15 protein-coding genes and 1 pseudogene are annotated in these 25,330 nt (G+C 45.9%); 13 read left to right on the forward strand and 3 right to left on the reverse strand.

Going from position 1 to position 25,330, the window contains the following annotated elements:
• Positions 1–314: 314 nt before the first annotated feature.
• From C6P39_RS11570 to C6P39_RS11580, 3 genes are all read left to right on the forward strand, one after another.
• Positions 315–2,900: a cation-translocating P-type ATPase gene (locus C6P39_RS11570; protein ID WP_095174829.1), complete on the forward strand. Its 2,586-nt coding sequence runs from the start codon at positions 315–317 to the stop codon at positions 2,898–2,900.
• A 259-nt stretch (positions 2,901–3,159) separates the two neighbouring features.
• The gene (locus tag C6P39_RS11575; protein ID WP_104803883.1) at positions 3,160–4,440 is read left to right on the forward strand and encodes an aminotransferase class I/II-fold pyridoxal phosphate-dependent enzyme; all 1,281 of its coding nucleotides are present in this window, start codon (positions 3,160–3,162) and stop codon (positions 4,438–4,440) included.
• Between the two features lie 413 nt (positions 4,441–4,853).
• A complete protein-coding gene (locus tag C6P39_RS11580) occupies positions 4,854–6,257 on the forward strand; it encodes a L,D-transpeptidase family protein (RefSeq protein ID WP_104803884.1) in 1,404 nt (467 codons plus the stop codon).
• 207 nt (positions 6,258–6,464) lie between these two features.
• Here C6P39_RS11580 and C6P39_RS28170 read toward each other — a convergent pair whose 3' ends face one another.
• Entirely contained in the window at positions 6,465–11,084 is a 4,620-nt protein-coding gene (locus C6P39_RS28170; protein WP_104803885.1) for a family 16 glycosylhydrolase, read from the reverse strand.
• A gap of 133 nt (positions 11,085–11,217) precedes the next feature.
• Here C6P39_RS28170 and C6P39_RS11590 point away from each other — a divergent pair, with 133 nt between their 5' ends.
• The 4 genes from C6P39_RS11590 to C6P39_RS11610 all read left to right on the forward strand — a co-directional run bounded on the left by C6P39_RS11590 (position 11,218) and on the right by C6P39_RS11610 (position 15,575).
• On the forward strand, positions 11,218–12,126 hold the full coding sequence (locus C6P39_RS11590) for an AraC family transcriptional regulator (protein WP_158661544.1): 909 nt from the start codon (positions 11,218–11,220) through the stop codon (positions 12,124–12,126).
• A 418-nt stretch (positions 12,127–12,544) separates the two neighbouring features.
• Positions 12,545–13,576 carry a D-alanine--D-alanine ligase family protein gene (locus tag C6P39_RS11600; RefSeq protein ID WP_104803887.1) on the forward strand — a complete coding sequence of 344 codons (1,032 nt, stop codon included), beginning with the start codon at positions 12,545–12,547 and terminating at the stop codon, positions 13,574–13,576.
• Positions 13,577–13,748: 172 nt separating this feature from the next.
• Positions 13,749–15,128: a UDP-N-acetylmuramoyl-tripeptide--D-alanyl-D-alanine ligase gene (locus C6P39_RS11605; RefSeq protein ID WP_104803888.1), complete on the forward strand. Its 1,380-nt coding sequence runs from the start codon at positions 13,749–13,751 to the stop codon at positions 15,126–15,128.
• Between the two features lie 222 nt (positions 15,129–15,350).
• Positions 15,351–15,575 carry a hypothetical protein gene (locus tag C6P39_RS11610; protein ID WP_158661545.1) on the forward strand — a complete coding sequence of 75 codons (225 nt, stop codon included), beginning with the start codon at positions 15,351–15,353 and terminating at the stop codon, positions 15,573–15,575.
• Positions 15,576–15,673: 98 nt separating this feature from the next.
• On the opposite strand, the gene C6P39_RS11615 is transcribed toward C6P39_RS11610, so the two are convergent.
• Positions 15,674–16,549, reverse strand: a complete 876-nt coding sequence (locus C6P39_RS11615; RefSeq protein WP_242987021.1) for a tyrosine-type recombinase/integrase — start codon at positions 16,547–16,549, stop codon at positions 15,674–15,676.
• A 94-nt stretch (positions 16,550–16,643) separates the two neighbouring features.
• On the reverse strand, positions 16,644–16,811 hold the full coding sequence (locus tag C6P39_RS27925) for a hypothetical protein (protein ID WP_242987022.1): 168 nt from the start codon (positions 16,809–16,811) through the stop codon (positions 16,644–16,646).
• A 447-nt stretch (positions 16,812–17,258) separates the two neighbouring features.
• Here C6P39_RS27925 and C6P39_RS11620 point away from each other — a divergent pair, with 447 nt between their 5' ends.
• The 6 genes and pseudogenes from C6P39_RS11620 to C6P39_RS27755 all read left to right on the forward strand — a co-directional run bounded on the left by C6P39_RS11620 (position 17,259) and on the right by C6P39_RS27755 (position 25,324).
• A complete protein-coding gene (locus tag C6P39_RS11620; protein ID WP_104803890.1) occupies positions 17,259–18,461 on the forward strand; it encodes a zinc ribbon domain-containing protein in 1,203 nt (400 codons plus the stop codon).
• Between the two features lie 477 nt (positions 18,462–18,938).
• Positions 18,939–20,942 (forward strand): polysaccharide biosynthesis protein, encoded by a 2,004-nt coding sequence (locus C6P39_RS11625; RefSeq protein ID WP_104805912.1) that lies wholly within the window; start codon positions 18,939–18,941, stop codon positions 20,940–20,942.
• 1,519 nt (positions 20,943–22,461) lie between these two features.
• Positions 22,462–22,596: pseudogene (locus tag C6P39_RS27485) on the forward strand (IS66 family transposase); the annotation flags it as partial.
• A gap of 187 nt (positions 22,597–22,783) precedes the next feature.
• Positions 22,784–23,266, forward strand: a complete 483-nt coding sequence (locus C6P39_RS11635) for a PglD-related sugar-binding protein (protein WP_104803892.1) — start codon at positions 22,784–22,786, stop codon at positions 23,264–23,266.
• 53 nt (positions 23,267–23,319) lie between these two features.
• Positions 23,320–23,991: a PIG-L deacetylase family protein gene (locus C6P39_RS11640; protein ID WP_104803893.1), complete on the forward strand. Its 672-nt coding sequence runs from the start codon at positions 23,320–23,322 to the stop codon at positions 23,989–23,991.
• Between the two features lie 31 nt (positions 23,992–24,022).
• Positions 24,023–25,324 carry a 3-hydroxyacyl-CoA dehydrogenase family protein gene (locus C6P39_RS27755; RefSeq protein ID WP_207657126.1) on the forward strand — a complete coding sequence of 434 codons (1,302 nt, stop codon included), beginning with the start codon at positions 24,023–24,025 and terminating at the stop codon, positions 25,322–25,324.
• The last annotated feature ends 6 nt before the right edge of the window (positions 25,325–25,330 follow it).

The following is a 25,330-nucleotide window of genomic DNA, read 5'->3' on the forward strand; positions in this document are numbered from 1 at the left end:
CCAGTACAGCCATCCGCTTTTAAAATCTTTTACCCACTACAGTTTATCGTAGCCAGGGAGTTTGTACGCGGGAGGGGCGGGGATGGTGTTTGCATCGCTGTATGTATTCCGAGGCTACACTTTGCGGAGATTGTGCGCCTGAGGCGGACTCTTGAGTCCGATTCAGGCGCACAATCTCCGCAAAGTGTAGAAATCGGCTTCATACGAGAGCAAACACCATCCCCGCCCCTCCCGCGTACAAGCTCCCGTCCCATATAACTATACCTATTCTAACCCCCAAAAGTCAAGCATACATTATCCAAGGAGGTGAAGCCATGTACGAAGCATTCACAACCCCCCAATTAGAAGAAACCTTCCACACCCGCCAATCCACCGGTCTCCCCTCCGCCGAGGCCGCCGAAAGACTCCGTAAAACCGGAGAAAACATACTAAAAAAAGGCAAAGACCAGACAATCCTGGACATGGTCATGGAACAGCTCAACGACCCTATGATCTTCATCCTGTTCATGGCCGCGGCAATCTCCATGCTTCTGCGCCAGTTCAGCGATACCGCCATCATTTTTGTTGTCATAGCCCTGAACACCACCGTAGGCGTCATCCAGGAGGGCAGAGCCAAAAAAGCCATGGATGCCTTAAAGAAAATGACTGCTCCGTCCGCAGTAGTCAAACGTGACGGTATCTACAAGAAAATCCCCGCCTCCGGCGTAGTTCCCGGAGACCTGGTCAAGATCGAGGCAGGGGACCAGGTACCGGCAGATATCCGCCTGATAAGAGTACAAGGCTTCCAGACCAATGAGTCCGCCCTCACCGGCGAATCCATGCCTGTCCGGAAGACAGATACTGTGCTGCCCCAGGGGATCCCTATGGCAGAATGGAAAAACATCGCATTTATGTCAACCGAAGCCATGAAGGGAAGCGCCGAGGGAATCGTGGTAGCCACCGGCATGGAGACAGAGCTTGGCAAGATAGCCGGAATGATCAACGACACCCCCACAGAGCTGACACCCCTGCAGAGACGTTTGGGCGACCTTGGAAAAATATTGAGCGTAGTGGCTGTTGTCCTCTGTGCTGCCCTTTTCCTTCTGGGTGTTGTCCAGCACCGCAACATTCTGCAGATGCTTCTGGTTGCCATTTCTCTGGCAGTAGCGGCCATACCCGAAGGCCTGCCTGCAGTGGTGACCATTGTCCTTGCCCTGGGTGTTGCCCGCATGGTTAAAGTCAACACCATTATAAGGAAGCTTCCCGCAGTGGAAACCCTCGGGTCTGTGGGCATCATCTGCTCCGACAAAACAGGCACCCTGACGGAAAACAAGATGAAGGTGGTGGAGATTTACGGTGATGACCGCAAGCTTCCGCTGTCAAAAATCCGCCGCAGGGAATTTCCCCGTCTGATGGAAGGGTTTCTCCTGTGCAACAACAGTATGCTGGGAAAACAGGAGATCGGTGACTCCACAGAGCTTGCACTTCTCCACATGGGAGAGGAAATGGGGTATAACCGGGAGAAATTAAAGGAACAATATCCACGTACCCATGAAATCCCCTTTGATTCCGAACGAAAATACATGGCAACCGTACACAAAGACGGGGGCAACGAAACCGTCTACGTGAAAGGAGCCTGTGATTATCTGCTGGAGCGCTGCGCGTTTGTATCAATCCGTGGAAATGCGGTCCCTATGACGGAAGTGCAGCGCATGAAGATCCGCATGGCAATGGAGGCAATGGCCCAGGACGGACTTCGTGTGCTGGCTCTGGCATTTAAGGAACACGTAAAAGATAAAAGCGAGTCTGCCCTCACAGGCAATCTGGTGTTTGCAGGAATGGCAGGCATGATGGACCCGCCCAGAAAAGAAGTCACCCAGTCTATCCGTACCCTGAAAAAGGCAGGGGTACAGGTGGCTATGATCACGGGGGACTACAAAGACACAGCATTGGCTGTTGCAAAAAAGATTGGCATAGCGGACTCCATGGACCAGTGCGTCACCGGCGCAGAGCTGGACAACATGAGCGAGGAGCGTTTTGCAAAGAAGATGAAAGACCTGCGGGTATTCGCCCGTGTCACCCCTGCACATAAAGTAAAGATTGTCAGCCGTTTCCGGAAAAACGGACAGATTGTAGCCATGACCGGGGACGGAGTCAACGACGCACCCTCCCTGCAGGCCGCCGACATTGGAATCGCCATGGGCAAAAACGGAACGGATGTGGCAAAGAATGCTGCGGATATGGTGCTGACGGATGACAACTTTTCCACCATTGAGAAGGCCATGGAAGAGGGCAGAGGCATTTACGTGAACATCAAGAAATCCATCCTGTTCCTGCTGTCCTCCAATTTCGGAGAGATCATTACCATGTTCGTGGCTGTTTTGCTTTCCCTGGAAACGCCTTTGAAGGCAAGCCATATCCTGTGGGTAAACCTGATCACAGATTCCCTGCCTGCCCTGGCCCTGGGCGTGGACAAAAATGACCCGGCATCCCTCATGAGGAAAAAGCCCAGGGATCCCAATGAAGGGCTGTTCGCCCACGGAGGGTGGCTGTTCACCGTATTTTACGGAATGCTGATCAGTGCGATCACGCTCTACGCCTTTCACAAAGGAGGCCAGACCTACGCCTTTACCGTGCTGGGTGTGTCGCAGCTTTTCCACGCCATTGGAATGCGGGACAGGGATAAGTCGGTACTTCGTATGAACCATCTGGATAACCCGTTTATGATACTGGCATTTTTCCTGGGGCTGGCCCTTCAGGTTATGGTCACGGAGGTGCCGTATTTTGTCCGGGCATTTCAGACGGTGCAGCTGTCCTTTGGAGAATGGCGCTGGCTGCTGGGGATTTCCGCAATTCCGCTTCTTATGCATGAGATTCTGCTGCTTCCGAGGCTTATCAGCGGGAATAGAAAAAAACAGTAAGGAAAATGCAGGATTTCATTTGTTAAATTGCATATAAAAAGCTATAAACCCAGTAAAAAGGGGAAAAAATTACCAAAAATGCAAGAGGGTATTGACATAAAGTCATATTCTATCATACAATACCACATAACGAAGCATAATTGTTAAGAAGCTGCACGGGATGCTTTACCGTGGCAGTAAGTCTTCGCAGCCCGACGGAATCGTTGCCCGCGAAGGAATAAAACAGTTATAAATTATGAAGATCACCAGGAGGAGAGCCATGACGCCGTACAAAGAACTGAGCAGAGAGCAGCTGCAGGCTATGAAAGCCGATTTGGAAAAACAATTTGAGGAAGTAAAAGCAAAGGGACTGAATCTGGATATGTCCAGAGGAAAGCCATCCAAGAAGCAGCTTGAGCTGGCAATGGATATGCTGGAAGAGTTAAAAAGCACTGACAAACTGAAATGTGAAACAGGTATTGACTGCCGCAACTATGGCCTGCTGGACGGTATTCCTGAAGCAAGAAGACTTCTGGGAGCCATGACCGAGGTTTCCGCAGACCAGATCGTGATCTTCGGCAACTCCAGCCTGAACGTGATGTTTGACACAGTTTCACGTTCCATTACACATGGTGTCTGCGGCAGCACTCCCTGGTGTAAATTAGATAAAGTAAAATTCCTGTGCCCGTCACCGGGATATGACCGTCACTTTAAGATCACCGAATACTTTGGTATTGAGATGATCACTGTGCCCATGACTCCTGCAGGCCCGGACATGGATATGATAGAGGAGTTGGTAAGCTCCGATCCGGCAGTCAAGGGCGTGTGGTGTGTTCCGAAATACTCCAACCCACAGGGCATCACCTACTCTGAGGAGACCGTGAAACGCTTTGCCAGACTGAAACCGGCGGCAGAGGATTTCCGTATTTTCTGGGATAATGCATACTGCATCCATCATTTATATGAGGAACAGGATTTCCTGCTGGAGATTCTGGAGGAATGTGAAAAAGCGGGCAATCCGGATCTGGCTTACAAATTCATCTCCACTTCAAAAGTCAGCTTCCCGGGTTCCGGTATCGCTGCTGTTGCGTCCTCACCCAGAAACCTGGCTGATTTCAGGAAACATATGGCGATCCAGACCATTGGTCATGACAAGATCAACCAGTTAAGGCATGTGCGTTTCTTCAAGGATATTGAAGGTATGCATGAGCATATGAGAAAACATGCAGAGATCCTTCGTCCGAAATTTGAGGCAGTGGAGAATACACTGGAAAAAGAGATCGGCGGAGCAGGGATCGGAACATGGACCACACCGAAGGGCGGATATTTCATTTCCTTTGACTCCATGGAAGGCTGTGCAAAGGATATTGTTGCCAAGGCAGCGGAAGCCGGCGTGAAGATGACAGAGGCGGGCGCTACCTTCCCATATGGTATTGATCCTCATGACAGCAACATCCGTATTGCACCCAGCTTCCCCACACCGGAGGAGCTGCAGCTTGCAACCGAGATTTTTGTACTCAGCGTGAAATTGGTTAGTATCGATAAGCTTCTGGCAGAGTGATGCACGTTAAAGGTGCAGACCTGCCAAATAGCAGCGGGAAACCACATAAGTGAGATAACAAGGCAGAACTTTTGCAGAAAAGCAGAAGGTCTGCCTTATTGTATAACGCCTTATTTCTATTTGGTTACGGAAGTACCGGATAATTATCGGATAATTTACAGAAATGTGATATTTTAATGAATTTTGCATAAAACACTTTACTTCGACAATCAAAATGAAATAGAATAGTAAACGAAGGATAAGTGTAACTGCTCGGTCAGGTCTGCGCACCTACTGCGTTGAACGTGCAAAAGAGCAGCGGCAGCAGGTATTTGCCCCATTGCAAAGTAATGTATAATGGGCGAATACACGTAGCGATACAGACGACCGGATCGTTACGGACAAACAAAGTTATAACATAAGGGGTAGAGGTTATGAAAAAAAAGAAAGGGAAGAAAGGAAAGTATACGAAGGCAAAGAAGATCGTACTGGGTATTTTGATCGGATATATAGCGCTCATGGTGCTTGGGTACATAGCCGGTGTCGTATACTTTACCAAACATTTCTATCTGGGTTCCCAGATCAACGGAATGAATGCCTCCGGCAAGAGCGTGGAGGATGTGGAAGACAACATAGTGGATGAGATTGCGTCTTACACGCTGCATTTGAAGGAGCGGGACGGTAAGACGGAATCCATAGTGGCATCACAGATGAATATGCAGTATGTGGATGACGGCAAGATCCAGGAGCTGAAGGACAAGCAGAATCCGTTTCTCTGGTTCCTGTCATTTGCGCATCAGAATGACTACGATATGTCAGCCACGACCACCTATGACAAAGACATGCTGTATACTGCTATAGATGCCCTGGATGCGTTCCAGGAAGCAAATATAACACAGCCTGCGGATGCTTATCTGGGCGATACAGACACCGGATACGAGATCGTGCCGGAGGTTATGGGAAATGCCCTGGATAAGGACAAGGTAAAAGAACAGATCCTGAAGGCCATTGATGAGGGAAAAACAGAGCTGGACCTGGAAGCGGAAGAGTGTTATCTGAAGCCCACAGTATACAGCACAGATGAGAATCTGATCAAGCAGCGTGACCAGAGCAATGTATTTCTGGGTGTAACCGTCACCTTTGACTTTTCGGACAGGCAGGAAGTGGTGAACAAGGATGTTATCAAGAACTGGCTTACCACAGATGAGAACGGGGACGTGGTCCTGGACGAGGAGAAAGCAAAAGAGTACGTGGTGGAAATGGCTAAGAAATATGATACCTTTGGTTATCCCCGCCAGTTTGTTACCTCCAATGGAGAGACCATTACAGTCAGCGGAGGAGACTACGGATGGCTGATAGCGAGAAATGATACTACCGCAAAGCTGGTGGAGGCCATAAAGAGCGGCCAGTCCCAGACCATGGAGCCTGAGTACACTTACAGGGGCTATGTGCGGGATACCAATGATATCGGAAATACCTATGTGGAGATCAGTCTGCAGGCGCAGCACATGTGGTTCTACAAGGACGGACAGCTTCTGGTGAGTACGGATGTTGTAACAGGCAACCATAACCAGGGTTGGGATACCCACACGGGAATCTACGGCATTATGTATAAAGAGAGAAATGCCACACTGGTTGGTGAGAATTATTCCTCACCGGTTCAGTATTGGATGCCGTTCTATGCGAATACAGGCATCCACGATGCAGACTGGAGGGAAAGCTTCGGAGGTTCGGAGTACATCAACAATGGTTCCCACGGCTGCGTGAATACGCCTCCGGCCAATGCGGAGAAGATTTATAATAATATAGAAAAAGGTGTGCCGGTAGTGGTGTACTGATGTTGGCAGGAATAAGGCATTCAGAAGGTATAGACCTGCTGAATGGATAGAAGAAAAAATGAATGGATAGAAGAAAAAAGACGAACGGTTGGCAGAAGGCCAATAGTTCGTCTTTTTTCATGAAAATATGTTTCATAAATTTGTGGGGCCGGCATTTTGTGGATACCGGCCCCTTTTCTATAGTGAGTGTGTGCTGTCTGAAATAAATTAACGGGTTTGTGTCCAGGCACCGTTTGCGTTGACATAGTAATTGTCAATCCATGTGTTTTGGGCCATAGCGCCTGAAGCAGTCAGGTAATACCATTTGCCGCTGTCTTTGATCCAGCCTGTAGCCATGGTGCCTGAGGCGGTGAGATAATACCATTTGCCACTGTCTTTTATCCACCCGGTAGCCATAGCGCCGGAGTTAGTCAGGTAGTACCAGCTATTTCCCAGTCTGAGCCATCCAGTAGCCATGCGGCCTGAGGCAGTGAGGTAATACCAGTTGTCGCCGTCTTTCAGCCATCCGGTGGCCATAGAACCTGAGTTTGTCAGGTAGTACCAACTGCTTCCCAGCCGGATCCATCCGGTAGCCATGCGGCCTGATGCATTGAGGTAATACCAGTTATTGTTCAGGTGAAGCCATCCGGTAGCCATAGTGCCTGAAGCGTTCAGATAATACCAGCTATTGTCCGGTTTGATCCATCCGGTAGCCATGGCGCCTGAGGAGGTCATGTAATACCAGTCACTTCCCGGTTTGATCCATCCGGTAGCCATAGCGCCTGAAGCGTTCAGGTAATACCAGGTTTGGCCAAGCTTTATCCATCCGGTGAGCATGGCGCCTGAACCGGAGAGATAATACCAGGTACCACCAACATTCATCCAACCGGTAGCCATGCTGCCGTTGTCTCTGAGATAATACCAGTTTCCTCCGTCTTTGAGCCAACCGGTAGCCATAGCGCCTGAACCGGTGAGGTAATACCAGGTATTTCCGTCCCGGAACCATCCGGTCCGCATATAGCCGTCGGCGTCAAACGCATACCATTTCCCTTCGATAAGCTCCCATTTTCCTGCCGGCCACTTGCCGTTGCCGTAATCATACCACCAGCCCTTGGCATTTTTCTTCCATGTGCCTTTTATTTCCTTTTTCAGGTCAGATACAGCTTTTGTGATGCTTTCGGCTGCTTTGTCAATATCCTTCTGGGAAGCATTTTTATTGTCCAGCACTTTTTTACCTGCGTCTACTGCTTTGGTGAGGTTCTTCCATGAGGACGCGGTATAGTCGTTTTGTTTCAGTTTAGATGCTTTGTCAAGCGCATTTTTTAATGCTGTTTTATTTGTTTTTGTTATCTTCTTCAGTCCGTCTATTGCCTTTTGAATATCCTCTGCAGCTTTTTTGATATCACTGTCAGAAGCTTTTTTGTCATCAAATACCTTTTGGCCTGCACTGACTGCCTCTGTCAGAGTCTTCCATGAGGCTGCGGTATAATCGCTTTCGATGAGCTTTGCAGCTTTATCGAGTGCGGATTTAAGCGCCGTTTTGTCTGCTTCCGGTGCTTCCTCCAGGCTGTCGATAGCATTTCGGATGGCTGTGGCAGCATCCGCGATCTCCTGTGCAATGGCTGTCTCATCATTCATGACAGCCGCTCCAGCATCCAGGGAATCACTCAATACCTTCCAGCTCTCAGCCGTATAATCTTCGGCGTTCAAAGCATCCGCTTCTGCCATGACTGCTTCCAGTTGGGATTTATCCGCAGTTTCCTGCTGATCCTGAAGGAAGGTCACTTTTGCAAGCTGGATATCTGTGTTCTGTACCTCTTTTACTGCCCCTGATCTCAAAGTGTAACTGACACCTTTATAGTCCGGGAATGCAACTTTCACATAATTTGTGCCTTCCGGAAGTCCGTAAGCGTCAAATGTGATCCTGGCATAGCTTGGATATGCCTCAGGGAAATTATCTACAGTCTTAATATTTTCAAACTTTGTCCAGTTCTTTCCGTCAGGTGAGGAAAATACCTGGAAATCAATATTTGCATTATCCTTCAGCGTGGTCCTGATGGATGCGCCTTTGTAGGAACCTGCGCCGCCGTCCCACTGGGCCGCGTCACTGAGGGTCTGATAATAGGCGGTCAGATGTACATCATTTACACCGGGGATTTTGTATACCAGGGACTGGTCCTCAGCGTTTTCTTTTACTGCGATTCTGCTGTCCTCATATCTGGGCTGTCCGCCGTAATAGAAATTGTCCTTGTCCTCATAAGGTTCATCTCCCTTTGTGAGTGCCATAAGGTCGTCTGTTGCCGAGGAAGCACTGATAAAGTAATCGTCATTGGTTCCCCCTGAAATTTCTGTCAGGTCGTCAAAACGGGTAACTGCCTGATCTTCAGTCTGGTATACACGAACCCAGTCAACCAGGAAATCACTGTCCTGTTTTGTGTTCTGTTTGCTGTAGTCCACATCGCCGACCCAGCCGTCGCCCACCTGTGTTTCCAGGATTGGGAACATGGGGCGGGTGTGCATGCCGTCTCTGCCGTCATCCCTGGCCTGGCTGGTTTTATGTACCTGATTGCCATCGATAAAGAAGGTGATAGCTTCAGGGTCCCATTCTACTTCAAATACATGGAAGTCCTGGCACCATGCCTCATAATTGTTGGTGGCAATACCGTGTGAGCCTTTATTGTAGCTCAGGATACCGAAATGGTTGGTGGTCCAGGCTGACCAGGCGTCCTGACCAAGGTATTCCAGCACGTCGATCTCATCATGTCCGGTCTCATCCTGGCACAGCATCCAGATAGCCGGCCAGATACCCTGGGAATCGTTGGGCTTTGCGCGGACTGCCATGCGTCCGAACTGGAAGGAGAACTTATTCTTGGATTCCAGACGGCCGGATGACCATGTGACCTTGGAGGCCAACTGCTGTGAACCGTACTGATCCCAGCCTACCGCATCAATAAGGGCATCTGTGGAGCCGTAGTTTTTGGAGTTGATGGAAAGATAGCTTTCCTCTCCATCCTTCACGATACTGACAGCGTCTCTGTTGTAGATGGCTGCGTGGTTTGCCATACCGTCAATGATATTCCATTTTGTCTCGTCAATGCTGTCTCCGTCAAACTCATCTGCCCACACCAGGGTGTCATATTTGGAATCCGGTGCCACATATTCGGGCTTGGACTCGTCGTAAGATTTACCTGTGGCCCAGATCTCCACCTCTGAATATTTGGTGGGGCTGTTGTTATCTTTGTTTACAGTAAAGCGCACGTATCTTCCGGTAACAGGCTGGTCAAGGGTTATTGTCTGCATGTCAGCACCCTGTGTCCAGTTATTCTGCTGGAATACAGTCTGTCCCGCATTGGTGGGGGAAGAGGACACGGAGACCTTTACGGACTGGTATGTGCCTTCTTCGAGCTTGAAGCAGATTTCTTTCATCTGGTAATTATTCTTGTATTCAAACTGAAGCCAGCGCTCTCCGGTGCTGTTGTGCACCGCATAGTTGTCGTCAACACTGCCGTCTGTGATGGCCTCAATATTGGTAGGGGTCAGACCGCGCACATATGGGATCTTACCCAGGGCAATATTCTGTGACTCCTCCTCCGGCGGCGGAGCGGGAACCTCTGATCTTGGAATGCTGGCAATTACTTCAATCTCATTAAAGAGGATACCGTTGCTGTAACCTTTCCAGGCGCTGTTGGTGTTCTGGATGTAGTGGCCTCTCTCCCAGATCCTGATGTACTGGGCAGATACGGGCTCCTCCAGGACAAGAGTCTGGGGCTGTCCTTTATTGTCGGTGGTCTCCTCATAATCGGCAGTATCGTATACGATGGTGCTCTCTGAGAAATCCTCATCTGCGGACAGTTCCACTTTCACATCTTTGAAGGTGGACACTGCGTTGGGATAAGTGTTCCGGTACAGGTCGATCTCTTTTACGTCGCGGAGCTTGCCGAAATCATACTGCAGGTATACTTGATCCCAGCCGGAATAGCCGTTGTCATCGCCTCCGATTTCTTCTCCGGCGATTATTTTGGTGTTGTTGGAGTCATCGTCACTGCCGGATTTGACACCATCTGTGGCAGCTTCTGGATTCTTGATCTGAACCTGGGGCACGGTGGCGTCACCGCTTACAATCTGGTGCGGAGAGTTGGAGGTGGGAAGAAGACCTGTCATGATGTTGGCGTCCACCATTTCCTCATCGCCGCCGGGGTCTGTGGATCCCTCCTCAACAGAGGCAATGACTTCGATCTCATTGAAAAGGACGCCGTTGCTGTAGCCCTTCCAGGTACCTACCGTATTTTCAATGTAATGCCCTTTTCCCCATACACGAAGGTAGCGGGCATCCACTGTATTCTCTGCTTCCAGGTACTGGGAGGTGCCTTTGGTGTCCACGGTTTCCACTATATCTTCGCCGTCAGGATCACCGTAAAGGACAACACTTTCAGAGAAATCTTCCGTAGACGACAGTTCCACTTTAACGTCCTTGAAGGTGGAGACTGCGATATCATAGGTGTTGCGGTATATATCCACGGCCTTTACACTGTAGACATCACCAAAATCATACTGCAGATACACCTGGTTCCACTGGGAGTAGCCATTGTCATCCCCGCCGATTTCTTCCCCGGCGTCGATGCGGGTATTGTTCATGTCTACATTGCTGTCTGTCTTGATACCGTCTGTTGCAGCCTCGGGATTGGCAATGCCTCCGGCAGCATTTGTGGTGGGAACCAGTCCTTCCAGGATGTTCTTATCCACGATTACGGGTTCTGCCTTGACTGTGGCAGGAGATAGATTTCCTGCGGTCAGGGCCAGAGCCATGAGCAGTGACAGGGACTTGCGGATCTTCTTGTTTCTTTTCATACATATGCTCCTTCCTTGTTATAGATGTTCGGCACATCCGTTGGTATTACATTTTCCTTTTCACCGGATGAGCATAATGCTATAATACTTATAGCTGATTTTATGGATGAGGGTGAAAAGGAGGAGATTCAAAATGGACAGCGTACATAAGGACACCGAGGTGAAATACACGGAATCCCCCAAGTATCAATGCCTGGAATTTCTCAGAAAAAACTCTGTGGAGCTTTATCTGGCTTACTGCGGCAGGGAAATCTGCGAGGCAGGGCATACTTACGGCCCTGCTGCCCGGAAGGAATATCTTCTGCATTATGTAGTAAGCGGAAAAGGCACCTTTACAGCAAATGGAAACACCAGAGAGCTTAGCGCTCATGATGCATTTCTCATTATGCCGGAGGAGACCACTGTATACCGGGCAGATATGGAAACGCCCTGGTCCTATGTCTGGGTGGCATTTGACGGTATCCGGGCATATGAGTGCCTGGAACACGCCGGGTTTTCTGACAGTCAGCGGGTGGTCCGCTTTGAACAGGAGGAGAAACTTACCGCCTGTGTGGATGCCATGCTGGCGGCCCATCAGCTTACTTATGCCAATGACCTGGTGCGTCAGAGCCAGCTTACCCTGTTTCTGGCAAATATTATCCGTGAATATCAAAGTACGCACGTCTCACGGGAGCCTTTCACAGAATATCACCAGCAGGAGTATGTGGACTATGCGGTTGCCTACATTGAACAGAATTATCACAAAGATATAAAGGTCAATGACATGTGCAGTTATATCGGCATTACCCGCAGCTACCTGACTAAGATATTCAAGCAGATTCTTCACGTTTCGCCCTATGAATATCTGCTGGGTGTCCGTATGAATAAAGCATCCCTGCTTCTTCAGGACACAACACTGCCGGTCAAGCAGATCGCGGAAATGGTGGGATATAAAGACGCACTGGTATTTTCCAAAGCATTTAAGCAGAAAATAGGCATCAGCCCCAAGGTGTTCCGCGCCTCCTCGGGGACGCTTGTTCTGTCTGATACAAAGAACGCATAAAAGGGTAAGATGGAGTGCCCATTCGGAATCTCGTCCAACCAGCGCCTGACTTGTTGGAATGTGATAATTTTACTGTAAAATGTGCACAGAACATATGATTTTTTATGCTGTTTGCATGTCAAATTGTATTTTGTGTTGAAGATATATGTCATAAAGATGAAAAATATGGATAAAAGTGCTGAAAAAGATTGCGGTGTGACAGTTATTTTGACGATGGAGAGCTGCTGCGAAATGCTTTTTTGCAGCAGAGATGGAGCCCGGGAGATCAGGATAGAAGGAAAAAATCTGAACCTGAGGTGTCTTTTTTATTGCAGATTATGTTGTGAGACAGCAACAGCGTTGACAAAAAAGTTTAAATTGATTAGTATAAAAAGAACAGGTTAATAAAACCAAATGGCTGTGAAAAGGGAGAAAGAGCATGAATATAGTAGTTTTAGCAGGCGGCAGCAGTACGGAGAGGGAAGTTTCCATTGTGTCCGGACAGGGGATCTGCACAGCTTTGCGCAAGAGAAATCATAAGGCAGTATTGGTGGACGCGTATTTTGGAAAAGAGGAGTGGGGTGAGGAGATGTTTCCCCTTACCTATGATATAGATGCAGAGACTGCTTATATGCAGGCAAAAAGCAGGGAACTGGAAGAAACCATGAAGAGCAGGAAAGAATTCTTCGGACCGAATGTACTGGATATCTGCAAGGCCGCAGATATGGTTTTCCTGGCTCTGCACGGCTCCAATGGGGAGGACGGCAAGGTCCAGTCAGTATTTGACCTGATGGGCATTCCATACACCGGTTCCGGGCCGCTGAGCAGTGGGATGGCGATGGATAAAAGCATCACAAAAATGGTATTTGAAGCAAAAGGAGTACCCACACCCAAGGGTGTGACTCTGCAGAAGGGAAAATGCAGCAGTGAACTGGCTGACTATGATATGGATTTCCCGGTTATCGTCAAACCTTGCTGCGGCGGTTCCAGTGTGGGCGTGTGTATTGCTAAGAACCAGGAAGAGTATGAGGCAGCCCTTGAGGAATCCTTTTCCTATGAAAACGAAGCGGTAGTGGAACAGTTCATTGAGGGGCGTGAGTTCTCTGTAGCCGTAGTGGATGGCAAGGCATATCCGGTTATTGAGATTGCGCCGCTTCAGGGATTTTATGATTATAAGAACAAATACGAGGCAGGTTCCACCATTGAGACATGTCCCGCGGAACTGCCCGAAACACTGACCAGGGAGATGCAGAAATACGCGGAGCTTGGATATAAGGCACTAGCCCTGCAGGCATATGCAAGACTGGACTTCATTTTGGACAAAGAAGGAAATATGTACTGTCTGGAAGCCAATACGCTGCCGGGGATGACACCTACCAGCCTGATCCCCCAGGAGGCAAAGGTATTGGGCATGGATTACCCGGAACTGTGCGAGAAACTGATTGAGGTTTCCTTGAAAAAATATAAATAGCCGGAAAAATCTAACAGTTCAGACGGGTCTGCGCATGCACTGCGCTGGCCGTATGAATGCGTGGCGGCAGTCGGCATCCAGCCCATCGCAAGGCGATCCTTAATGGTTGGATGCATGTAACAGTTCATCTGTCTGAACTGTTACGGAAAATATAACGGATCAGAGGTGTGCCATGAAAAATCTTACGTTGGAAAATATAGCAAAAGTCTGCGGCGGTGTCTATGTGGGCAGCCCGGAGAAGAAGGAACAGGAAGTACAGGGAATAGTCACGGACAGCAGAAAGGTGGAGGAAGGTTTTCTGTTTGTTCCTATTAAGGGTGCCAGGGTAGATGCCCATGATTTTATTGACGGTGTGATGGAAAAAGGGGCACTGTGTACCCTCACAGAAAGGGGGCTGGGTGAAAAAAGCTTTCCTTATATAAAGGTGAATTCTTCGTTGCAGGCTGTGAAGGATATTGCGGAGTTTTATCTGAAGCAATTGTCCATCCCGGTAGTGGGAATCACCGGCAGTGTCGGTAAGACCAGTACCAAAGAAATGATCGCGGCTGTGCTGGAAGAAAAATACAATGTGCTGAAGACAAAAGGGAATTTTAACAATGAACTGGGAGTTCCGCTGACTGTATTTGGGCTGCGCCCGGATCACGAGATCGCGGTGCTGGAAATGGGCATCAGTGATTTCGGGGAGATGCACAGACTGGCTAAGATCGCGCGGCCGGATACCTGTGTGATCACGAATATCGGACTTTGCCATCTGGAATTTCTGAAATCCCGTGACGGGATCTTGAAGGCAAAGACAGAGATATTTGATTTCCTGGAAAGTGACGGACATGTGATCCTGAACGGGGATGACGATAAGCTGATCACGGTCAGGGATGTGAAAGGGATAAAGCCGTTGTTCTTTGGTGTTGATAACCATCAGGGAGTATGGGCGGATGAGATTGAGAGTAAGGGACTGAAAGGCATTTCATGCCGGATTCATGCGGGAGAAGAGAGCTTTAAGGTAGTGATTCCCATACCCGGGCGTCATATGGTGTATAATGCGCTGGCAGGAACGGCTGTTGGGCTTACCTATGGGATGAATATGGAAGAGATAAAGAAAGGGATCGAGAGTCTGCAGTCTTTGAGCGGTCGCTTCCATATTATAGAGACAGGGAACAGGACGATCGTGGATGACTGTTATAATGCCAATCCGGTTTCCATGAAAGCGTCTCTGGATGTGCTGCAGGATGCGCTGGGTAGAAGAGTTGCCATATTGGGTGATATGGGTGAGCTTGGAAAAGAGGAAGTGGAGATGCACCGGGAAGTTGGGGTGTATGCCGCTGCCAGAGATATTGATAAGATCATCTGCGTGGGTGAACTGGCAGGGGATATGGCTGAGGCAGCCAGGCTGGCAGCACCTACAAAAGATATTGTACATTTTGCGGAAAAGGAAAGCCTGCTGGAGGCTCTGCCGGAGATGATCCGGGATGGGGATACCATTTTGGTGAAGGCTTCGCACTTTATGGAGTTTGAGAAAGTGGTGGAGATGTTGAAGGATTTTCCCTGTAATTGATTGACAAAATGTTTGAATTTTGAGATACTGAGTTTGATAATAAGAATAATCATAAAAGTGGAAACCCCTGCCGGTGAATGATACGGCGGGGGGTTTTACTTTTTTGATGGGGTGATAAAGAGATAGAGGGGGTCCGTGTGGTGCGGGGCCTTTTTTGTTATGTGGAAAATTTCGCCCAACTTCTTTGTGTGACAAAAAAGCTTTCCGGGAGGGATGCGTATTGTGTGTAAGAGGAAGATGGGTGTAAGTGCTCAAATTTCCGTGCGAGGATTTGGCAAGGAGATACCTGTTTTGATTTATGGATTTGATTTATGGATTTATAGAAAGTTTTTAGGGATATTCTGTGTAAGAAACATCTTTTTGGGGAAGATGTATGAATATGGAGGAAGGCGGATAATGGCACAAGGTATGCCTCAGTGCAGGATTTGGGGGATGGTATATCTTTAACCATATTATTTTAGAAATGCGACAGGAGATAAAAAAGACAGGTCAGAAGGCGCGTCCGGCGGCTTCTGACCATTTTGGTGACCATTCATAATTCTTATTCATAGTATTGTGAGCTGGTTCATATACCTGCGCTTGGTATCCGGCTGTATATGCACATATAAGTCAAGCGTTGTCTTTACAGAAGTGTGGCCTAGGATTTCGGACAGGGATTTTGTGTCAAAACCCTGTTCTATCCAGCGGCATGAGAACTGGTGGCGGAGCGCATGGATTTTTATGTGAGGGATCCGGCATTTTTTTAAAAGAGCGGCGTATCTGCGTTGTATTGTCCTTGGCTCCATGCATTTTTCTGTTCCGGTTAGGATAAAATAGCTGCTGTCCTTCTTTAAAGACGCAGCCAGTGCCAGAAGTCTGTCAGGCAGAGGAATGGAACGTATGGATGTTGGTGTTTTGGGAGTGCCGATATTCAAATGTGTGCGGGAGCATTGATTTTTTCCGTCTGTTATGAGCATATTCAGGTTTTTTACACGTGTCACAGTGCGGCGTATTTGAATTTTGCACTGGGCAAAATCAATGTCTTCCCATTTCAGGCCGCTCAGTTCGCCTACACGGATTCCGGTGTACATGCATAAGAGGATACCAAAAGAAAAGGGATCCATATTGTTGAACAGGTAGGAATCGAGTTTCTTGTAATCCTCGCTGCTCATGATCTGTATATCACTGCTGCTTGAAGGGATACGGGGGAATTTAAGCGGCTCAGCCGGGAAGTAACCGAATTCCTGAGCATACCGGAGAATGTTTTTGAGCACACTTAGGATCACATGGATACTTCCGAAGGCCATTCCCTGCTCCAGTTCCTTTTGCACAAAACCTGTGAGGGTATGGTTTGTAAACTTTTTAACCTGCATTTGGCCCAGGAGGGGCAGAATGTGGTTGTCAAGAATCTCCTCATAGTTGGAATATGTGCTTTCTTTCACGGTATAGCGGATATGGGCTTTCCACTGTATGCTTACGGTACGGATCTGGTCATCATGGGGCAGTGAAGAGGACTGGCTGCCGTACAGATAAAAATTAGGATTTTCGGATATGATCTTGTTTTTTTTTATCTTTTACTTCCGTGTAGGACCTGCCGTACAGATAACCGTAACGAATCTTACCGTCCATATCACGCCCTTTGATATATCGTGCTTCCCAACGTCCATCTTTCCTTTTTCTGATATTTTCACCTTTTCTGGACATATTGACCTCCTAAAAATTATGAATTTATTGTACAAATTCAGACCACTTTTCTGACCATTAATGATTTTCTATTAATGGTGCCAAAATATCACGGTTTTCATTTTATATCCGGTAAAGTTTTCCAGTGGTTCCGAATATACTAAAAATAGCCAAAAAATTGCCATTATTTTTTGGCATATTGACTTTAGAGGCTTTTAGCGTTAAACTTAGTTTTGACTAAAGACCGGAAACTTATTTTTGTTAATACTACTTCCTGTCTTTTGATGTCGCATTTCTAAAATAATATGTCCCATTTATTGGAATAAGTGAATGAAAACAGGATACAGCATTAAGACAATTAAATACAAACTTCGCTGTTCTCACCCGGAATGGCTGACAGAAACAGAGAAATATTACAGACNCTGTCGCATTTCTAAAAAAATATGTCCCATTTATTGGAATAAGTGAATGAAAACAGGATACAGCATTAAGACAATTAAATACAAACTTCGCTGTTCTCACCCGGAATGGCTGACAGAAACAGAGAAATATTACAGACAGGTGCTGGACTTTTATTTTCGCCTGCTTCTGGACCATGAGGAAATATGGGAATTGAATCTCCTTCAGATGCAGGGCGCGCTGGAACGTTTAACCATTCCGGGGAGGGACGGGAGAGTGCCCGAGAGGCCGCTGCCGTTTGACAGGGTTCCGGTATATTTCAGGCGTTCGGCTATTAATAAAGCTTCTGCCAGTTTAAAAAGTTATACGGAAAAGTATAAGAATTCAGGCGATGATTTGGTCTATACCATACCGGACACCATTGATGCATCGGTTACCTACTTTAAGGGGATGTATAAGGATTTTAGGGATAATAAGATTTCTCTGAAGGTATGGGATGGAAACAGGTGGAACTGGATGGACTGCAGGTTAAAGGGGCAGTTGCTGCCTGAGGATGGCATGATACTTTCTCCTACTGTTGTTTTTAGGGAGAAGGGATTTTGGCTGCATGTGCCTGTAAAACAGCAGACAGAGGATGCCAGGAACGCAAAAGAGCGGATGAAGGAAAAAGAAAATGTCTGCAGCGTACAATTTACGAATACGGACATTTTTGCTATGTGCTGTGTGCTGGATGGGGATGGGAAACAAAAGGCTGTGTATTCCTGCAGAGGCGGGGATGCGTACAGAAGCAAATGTAAGGTCCTTTTGGAGAAAATCGAGAAATCCAGGGTTTATACGGACAAAGATAATGCTCCTCATGCGAATCACAAATATTATCTGCGGTTAAGAAACCTGTCTGAGCATTATGCGCATCAGGTGAGCAGGGAAATCGTGGATTTCTGTGTGAGGGAAGAGGCCAGCGTGATCGTATTTCCGTCTTATGATAAGGAGTTTACGAAGGTTGTCCAGTATCGTTCAGGAATGTATTCGCCATTGTATTTGGGAAGCAGGATAAGAGAGTTTCTGAAATATAAGGCATGGGGCGCCGGGATCGTGGTTTTGGAGCTTAGTGCGGAAGGGACAAGCAGTAAGTGCTTTGTCTGCGGCGGGAAGATCAAGAAAAATGGGGCTATGTTTGAGTGTGAGAATGGGCATCAGGGCAGCCGGTTCCTGAACAGCGCGAGGAATCTTGGGGAGAAATGCCTGAAGGATTTTGAGCGGAAGAGGAAATGAGTCAGACAAATAATTTAGACATAAGTGTGAATATCACTCTTATATAGATGCCGGGAAACTGGCAAGAGGCTGTGCGCCAGTGACGCATGGTTTCCGGTTGAATATCGCCGGTCGGCTCCTATGCGGGGTCGGCGAAGAATTGTCTTTTGTGGGCAGAGAATATTCAAAGTAATAATAAATAAAAATAAAGAGATAAAAAGATTTGGAAATACGAGGGGAGATATTATGTGGCAGATAATCATTGTGCTGCTGCTTCTGCTTGTACTGTTCCTGTTCGTGATGGTATTTGCTTTGGCGAAGATCAATTCCGGAGACAGGAAGAGAGAGGATAATGAGCAGGAGGCGTTTATTCGTGGCAGAGAGGACGCTGGATATGACGAGAGTATGGAACATGGCTCCAGTTTGACCGGTGAGGAAGAGAGAAGATGGAAAGCGGCACAGACGAATGAGGAAAGAGACAGGGTTCAGGAAGAGTTGATGCGGAAGGCTGGTAAGAAGAAAAAAGTTATGGAACATTGGCAGGCGATTGCGCTTTGGCTGGTGCTTTATGATATTGTTGCTGTGAATGCGGCGTTTATGCTGGCTTTGTGGGTTAGGTTTGACTGTCGGTATTCCTTGATTCCGGATGTTTATCTGGGGGCGTTTTTGAGGTTTGCACCTTGGTATACGGTGTTTTGTATTGCGGTTTATTGGGGACTGAGGCTGTATAAGAGCGTTTGGCGGTTTGCCAGTTTTAGTGAGTTGTTCCGGATTGGGGCGGCTAATGTTTTGACTGGGTTGTTTCAGATAATTGGAATTACCTTGTTTTTGAAAAGAATGCCTATTTCTTATTATCTGTTTGGGATTATGCTGCAGTTTGTGTTTACGGTTGCTGTTCGGTTTTCTTATCGGTTTATTTTGTTGGAGCGTAATCGGAATAAACAGAGTGAAGAGGATGCGGTTCTTCATCGGGTTATGCTGATTGGGGCAGGAGCTGCCGGGCAGATTATTATTAGGGATTTGAACCGTGCCAGTGAAGTGAAGGCAAAGGTTTGTTGTATTATTGATGATAATCCGAATAAGATGGGACGTTACATAGAAGGGATTCCGATTGTCGGCAACAGAGATGATATTCTGCTGAATGCGGAAAAATATAAAGTTGACCAGATTTTGCTGGCGATTCCCAGTGCCTCGGCTGAGGAAAAGAGAGATATTCTTAATATCTGTAAAGAGACTGGGTGCGAAATGAAGATACTTCCGGGAATATATCAGCTGGTGAACGGGGAAGTGTCGATCAGTAAGATGAAGAGTGTGGCTGTGGAGGATTTGTTGGGAAGAGATCCGATTAAGGTCAATATGGAGGAAATCTTTAATGCGCTGCGGAATAAGACGATTCTTGTTACTGGTGGAGGTGGATCTATCGGCAGCGAGTTGTGTCGGCAGATTGCGGCGCATGGTCCGAAACGGCTGATCATATTTGATATATATGAGAATAATGCTTATGACATTGAACAGGAGTTGAGACGGAAATATCCGAAGTTGGATTTGGTTGTTTTGATTGGGTCGGTTAGGGATAGCAGAAGGGTTAATAGTGTGTTTGCAGAGTATAGGCCGGATGTGGTCTATCATGCAGCGGCACATAAGCATGTGCCTTTGATGGAGACGAGTCCTTGTGAGGCGATAAAGAATAACGTTCTGGGTACATATAAGACTGCAAGCGCGGCACTGCAGAGTGGGTGCGAGAAATTTGTGCTGATCAGTACGGATAAGGCGGTTAATCCTACGAATATTATGGGAGCCAGTAAGAGGCTTTGTGAGATGGTGATTCAGACTATGGATAGGCTGAGTAAACAGGGGGGGCCGATTATTTTGCCGGACCTGAATGGGCATGATGAAGGTGCAGACTATGAAGTGGCGGCGGCTACCAGGGAAAAGGGTGCGGAATGTGAAGAGGGTCAGAGAAGACATACCGATTTTGTGGCGGTTCGATTTGGTAATGTTTTAGGGAGTAATGGATCCGTGATTCCGCTTTTTAAGAAGCAGATTGAAGCAGGAGGGCCGGTTACGGTTACGCATCCGGATATCATTCGGTACTTTATGACGATACCTGAAGCGGTGAGTCTTGTGTTGCAGGCGGGAACGTATGCGAAGGGTGGGGAGATATTTGTGCTGGATATGGGGGCGCCGGTGAAAATTGATACGTTGGCAAGGAACTTGATAAAGCTGTCGGGGTATAAGCCGGATGTTGATATATCGGTTGTGTATACTGGGTTGAGGCCTGGAGAGAAGCTTTATGAGGAGAAACTTATGGCGGAGGAAGGGATGAAGACTACGCCGAATAAATTGATACATATTGGGAAGCCGATTCCGTTTGATTTGGAGAAGTTTTTGGGGGATTTGGAGGATTTGGCGAAGGCTAGTTATGGGAATAGGGAGGATATCTGTGATTTGGTGCAAAGAGTGGTGCCAACTTACAAACAGGATAAGGCTATTTCGCAATAAGTTATGGTTGAATTAGCATAGTTTTATTTAACTAATGTGTAAAATTATGTAATATGTTGTATGATTCTGACGGGCAACGCATTTGCAAGATTTAATTAAAAAGTCTATCGATAATTATATAATAGGGACAACCAGAGAAAAACCAGTATCTACAAGGGTTTGGTGGCTTAGTCGAGTCCCATCTTTATTGTTTTTTGTTTAAAATGGGGAGAGCTGCCAATCCCAGTCGATATACATTACCCTTCTGGCACCCGTTCTATTAACCCAATTTGCAGAGCAAAAATGAATAAGGAGATAATCGACTAAGCCTGTTTCTGGAGAGAAAACTATCCAGGCAGGTTTATTGTTGTCAAAATAAAGAAATTTTATAGATAGTCATATCATTGTTATTTAACAAACAAATATATAAAAGGAACAATGGTACAAAATAAGAAATTATGGGCTCTCGGAATCTTCACTAATGTTAACAGGGTTCAATGAAATACATCTCCAATTAAAAGTTAGAACCGGCGGCTGCAGGAACGAAATACCTCATTATTAAAGGCGCGAAGCGCTACATATTTGAGGTGGAATGTCCAGACAAAAAAGGTGGAGAAAAATAAAAAATGGAGTTTCACAAGCCACATCATTAAAGGCTCAGAGATTCCGAGAGGCTATCTATATGTAAGTGAGAATTACCGATGGAAACAATAAAAGAATCAGATAACTGTGTCAATTTATGAAGCACTGACCGGATGCTATTTTCAGAAGACCTGATGAGCATATCAACGTACTGGTAAGTTAATCAGATCTCCTGAGAAGGATGATCTATAAAAAAAGGAATAAGAAAGGAGCTACCACAGTTGTACTGTGGCAACTTGGATGAAAATGATTACTCGATGTGACTGGCCAATAAAAAAATGTGATGCGATCTACTGGTGGTGGAGTACTCCTCACATCTGTAGGCACCGGGCTTGTGAAGAATGTACCTTCTAATATTTGTTTTTATACTAGAACAGGTATTGGCTATGATTTAATAACCAATTGTTTTAGGGGGCTTGTATATTAGCTCTGTATTTTGTACATAGCAAGTCATATACTAGTAAATCAATTTGCTTCAATTCCAATACTCTTGTTTCGGGAGAACAATTAAATCACTTGGAATCGAGGCTAGGGACCACGTGATAGCTCTTTCATATAAAAATGCATGACTGTTAGGCTTTGTATTGGAACTACGAGTACTGTCAGCATGCCATCTACTGTAACACTTATTACGGGAATTGACTGGTGTTATAGAGAGACGTCCCGAATAGAAATGGGCATCTGCGTTTATAGACCTTCTGTTAGAAATGAAGAAGGTCAAAGAGAAAGCTATTGAGGCAGGAAAAGAAACTCTCAGCTATTATCACTATTATAAGTTTGATAAGCGATACAAGGAACTTTTCAAACAAGCCAGAGAAGAGAATCCTCTTCCGGTCACCACAGAGAAAAAGTGTGGCTGGAAGAAAAAGGAAAGACCTTTGTTCTGGTAGAATGCATTGATAATAATCAGGCGGAACGTGATATCAGGATGATAAAAGTCAAGACCAAGGTGTCTGGCTGCTTTCGCAGCGAAGTCGGTTCTAGAGATTATCTGAAAATCATGTCATATGTTGGAACTGCTCATAAGCAGGGATAACACATATGATGTAATCAAAAATGCGATTTTAGGATGCTCTGATTTTATTTTCGAATAGAGCCTCCTGAGTAGTTATCACAAAACAAAGAAATAAACAAAAAATAATCATAAAAGCATAATTGTCATAAGAATGGTATTTGCGTAAAAAAGAATAGCACATTAGTCTTATACGGAGGGGAGTAAAGTGAAATCTTTATTGATTATAGGAGCCGGAGGTTATGGTCAGCTAGTAAAAGAAATAGCTGAAATGATTGGCTATAAAAAAATCGATTTTCTGGATGATAATTCGCTGGAAGCAATCGGGAAGATAAATGAAATTGAAGAAATTGAAGGTGGATATGGTGGTTCGATTGTTGCTATCGGAAATCCGGAAATCAGAGAAAAAATATTTGAAAGATTGAAAAAACCAATCACTTTGATTCACCCAAAAGCAGTAGTGAGTAAAAGTGCGGCAGTTGGTGCAGGGTGTGTAATTGAAGTAAGGGCAGTAGTTAGCGCTAATGCGGAAGTGAAAAGAGGTTCTTTTATTTGTGCAGGAGCAATAGTTAATCATAATTCTGTTGTAGGTAAGTTTGCTCAGCTGGACTGCAATGCTGTCGTGGCATGTGAGAATTATGTGCCAGATGGTTATAAAGTACACAGTTGTACGGAATATAGGAAGCCATAAAAGACTGTTGGAGGCGAGAGTTTTTTAAGAAATAATAACAAGGGAGAATGGACATGAATTATTTAGTGGTAGTTGCACATCCAGATGATGAGGTTTTGGGTGCAGGTGCAACAATACATAAATTGGTTGAAGAAGGACACAACGTTGCAGTAACAATTATGGTAAGCCAGGCTGCAGCTAGAAAAGACTTGTCATCTACTTTATTGGAGGACGAAAAAAAGGCTTTTTCTATTGTTGGTGTGGAAAAGACATATCATGCTGATTTTCCAAACATTCAGATGAACACGGTACCTCATCTTGAGTTGGTTCGGTTCATTGAGTCGTGTATTGAGGATTGGAAGGCAGAAGCAATCATTACTCATCATCCTTCTGATACAAACAATGACCATGTTCAGACTTCCTACGCAGCTCAAGCTGCGTGTCGATTATTCCAGAGACGAGATAATCTTCCGGCATTAAAGGAACTCCTTTACATGGAAGTACCTTCGAGCACTGAATGGTCATTTGATACTTCCGCTAACAGATTTTCTCCAAACTATTTTGTGGAGATTGGTAAGGATGGCGTTGAGATAAAGATTAAGGCTCTATCTGCTTATAAAGGAGTTATGAGACCATATCCACATCCAAGGAGTAATGAAGCACTTGAAGGGTTAGCCGCGTATCGAGGGGTGCAGGCTGGATGTTACTATGCGGAAGCTTTTGAATGTGCGTTTAAGAGAGAATAAAAAAACAGATAATTATATGGAGGAAATAATTGTGAGAGAAATAAAGACAGTTACTATTGTTGGTGCAAACGGAACGATGGGACGTAATGTAGCCGCAATTTATGCAGCCTTCGGTGGTTGTACAGTTTATCTTGTTTGCAGAGATATTAATAAGGCAAAAGCAACAGTAGCAAAGTCGGTTTCATCTGTAAGGGCAGATAGCATTGCATCACGCTTGATTCCAGCAGATTATGCTATGCTAGATGAATGCGTAGCAAAATCGGATATTGTCGTTGAGCATATTAAAGAAGAACTTGGAGCAAAAGTGGAGTTGATGCAGAAAATTGGAAAAGTGATGCCATCTCATGCTATTGCCTGTTCTGGTTCATCGGGACTCTCGATTACTTCATTAGCAGAATGTTTCCCTGATAATTTGAGAAGCCATTTCTTTGGCGTACATATGTTTAATCCGCCATATGCTATGACTTTATGCGAACTGATTCCAACGAAATACAGTGATATGGGTCTTTTCACCGATCTCAAGGATTATCTATCAAATATACTTCTTCGTACTGTAGTAGTAGTTAAAGACAGCCCTGCTTTCTTGGGTAACAGAATTGGATTTCAGTTTATCAATGAAGCTCTCCAGTATGCAGAAAAGTATAAAGATAATGGTGGTATTGATTATGTGGATGCTATTTTGGGTGCATATACGGGTAGAACAATGGCACCTATCACTACAGCGGACTTCGTAGGTTTGGATGTTCATAAGGCTATAGTTGATAACATATATGCCAACACTAATGACTTTTCACATAAATCTTTTATTTGTCCCGGTTATATCAATAAGTTAGTTGAGAAAGGAATGCTTGGTAGAAAATCTGGTGGTGGATTGTATTATCTGAAAAAATTTGATAGTGGTGTAAAGCAGATGTATGTGTATGATATTGCGTCTGATTCTTATAGAGAAGCAAATAAATATGTGTTTCCGTTTGCTGAAACAATGATACGTAAGCTGAGAAAAGGAAGCTACAGATCTGCATTCCAGGCATTGATTGATAATCATTCTCAGGAAGCTGAGATGTGTCTGCACTTCTTATTGAAATATGTTATTTATTCAATAGCGGCTTCAGAAGAAGTTGGATTCAGTGTTCATGACGCAGATGATGTAATGGCAGCTGGATTTAACTGGTGTCCGCCTATGGCTGTTGTTGATGCAATTTTAGAGGTGACAGATTTTAAGGAACTAGTAAAAGAGAGACTTGAACTTGGTAGTGTAGATGTTGATCATTTATTGTCATTGATTGAACCTTCCAAGTATGATTTCAGAATCTATTTCAAAGCAAAGAAGTGAGGTGTA

Source organism: Blautia marasmi, assembly GCF_900258535.1.
In the GTDB taxonomy this organism is placed as follows: domain Bacteria; phylum Bacillota; class Clostridia; order Lachnospirales; family Lachnospiraceae; genus Blautia; species Blautia hominis.

Excerpts from the sequence above, each read along its gene's own strand:
- C6P39_RS11580 (WP_104803884.1), top strand. The coding sequence starts at position 4,854 with ATGAAAAAAAAGAAAGGGAAGAAAGGAAAGTATACGAAGGCAAAGAAG.
- C6P39_RS11590 (WP_158661544.1), top strand. The coding sequence starts at position 11,218 with ATGGACAGCGTACATAAGGACACCGAGGTGAAATACACGGAATCCCCC.
- C6P39_RS28170 (WP_104803885.1), bottom strand. The coding sequence starts at position 11,084 with ATGAAAAGAAACAAGAAGATCCGCAAGTCCCTGTCACTGCTCATGGCT.
- C6P39_RS11625 (WP_104805912.1), top strand. The coding sequence starts at position 18,939 with ATGCGGAAGGCTGGTAAGAAGAAAAAAGTTATGGAACATTGGCAGGCG.
- C6P39_RS11570 (WP_095174829.1), top strand. The coding sequence starts at position 315 with ATGTACGAAGCATTCACAACCCCCCAATTAGAAGAAACCTTCCACACC.
- C6P39_RS11575 (WP_104803883.1), top strand. The coding sequence starts at position 3,160 with ATGACGCCGTACAAAGAACTGAGCAGAGAGCAGCTGCAGGCTATGAAA.
- C6P39_RS27925 (WP_242987022.1), bottom strand. The coding sequence starts at position 16,811 with ATGTCCAGAAAAGGTGAAAATATCAGAAAAAGGAAAGATGGACGTTGG.
- C6P39_RS11620 (WP_104803890.1), top strand. The coding sequence starts at position 17,259 with ATGAAAACAGGATACAGCATTAAGACAATTAAATACAAACTTCGCTGT.
- C6P39_RS11605 (WP_104803888.1), top strand. The coding sequence starts at position 13,749 with ATGAAAAATCTTACGTTGGAAAATATAGCAAAAGTCTGCGGCGGTGTC.
- C6P39_RS11600 (WP_104803887.1), top strand. The coding sequence starts at position 12,545 with ATGAATATAGTAGTTTTAGCAGGCGGCAGCAGTACGGAGAGGGAAGTT.
- C6P39_RS11640 (WP_104803893.1), top strand. The coding sequence starts at position 23,320 with ATGAATTATTTAGTGGTAGTTGCACATCCAGATGATGAGGTTTTGGGT.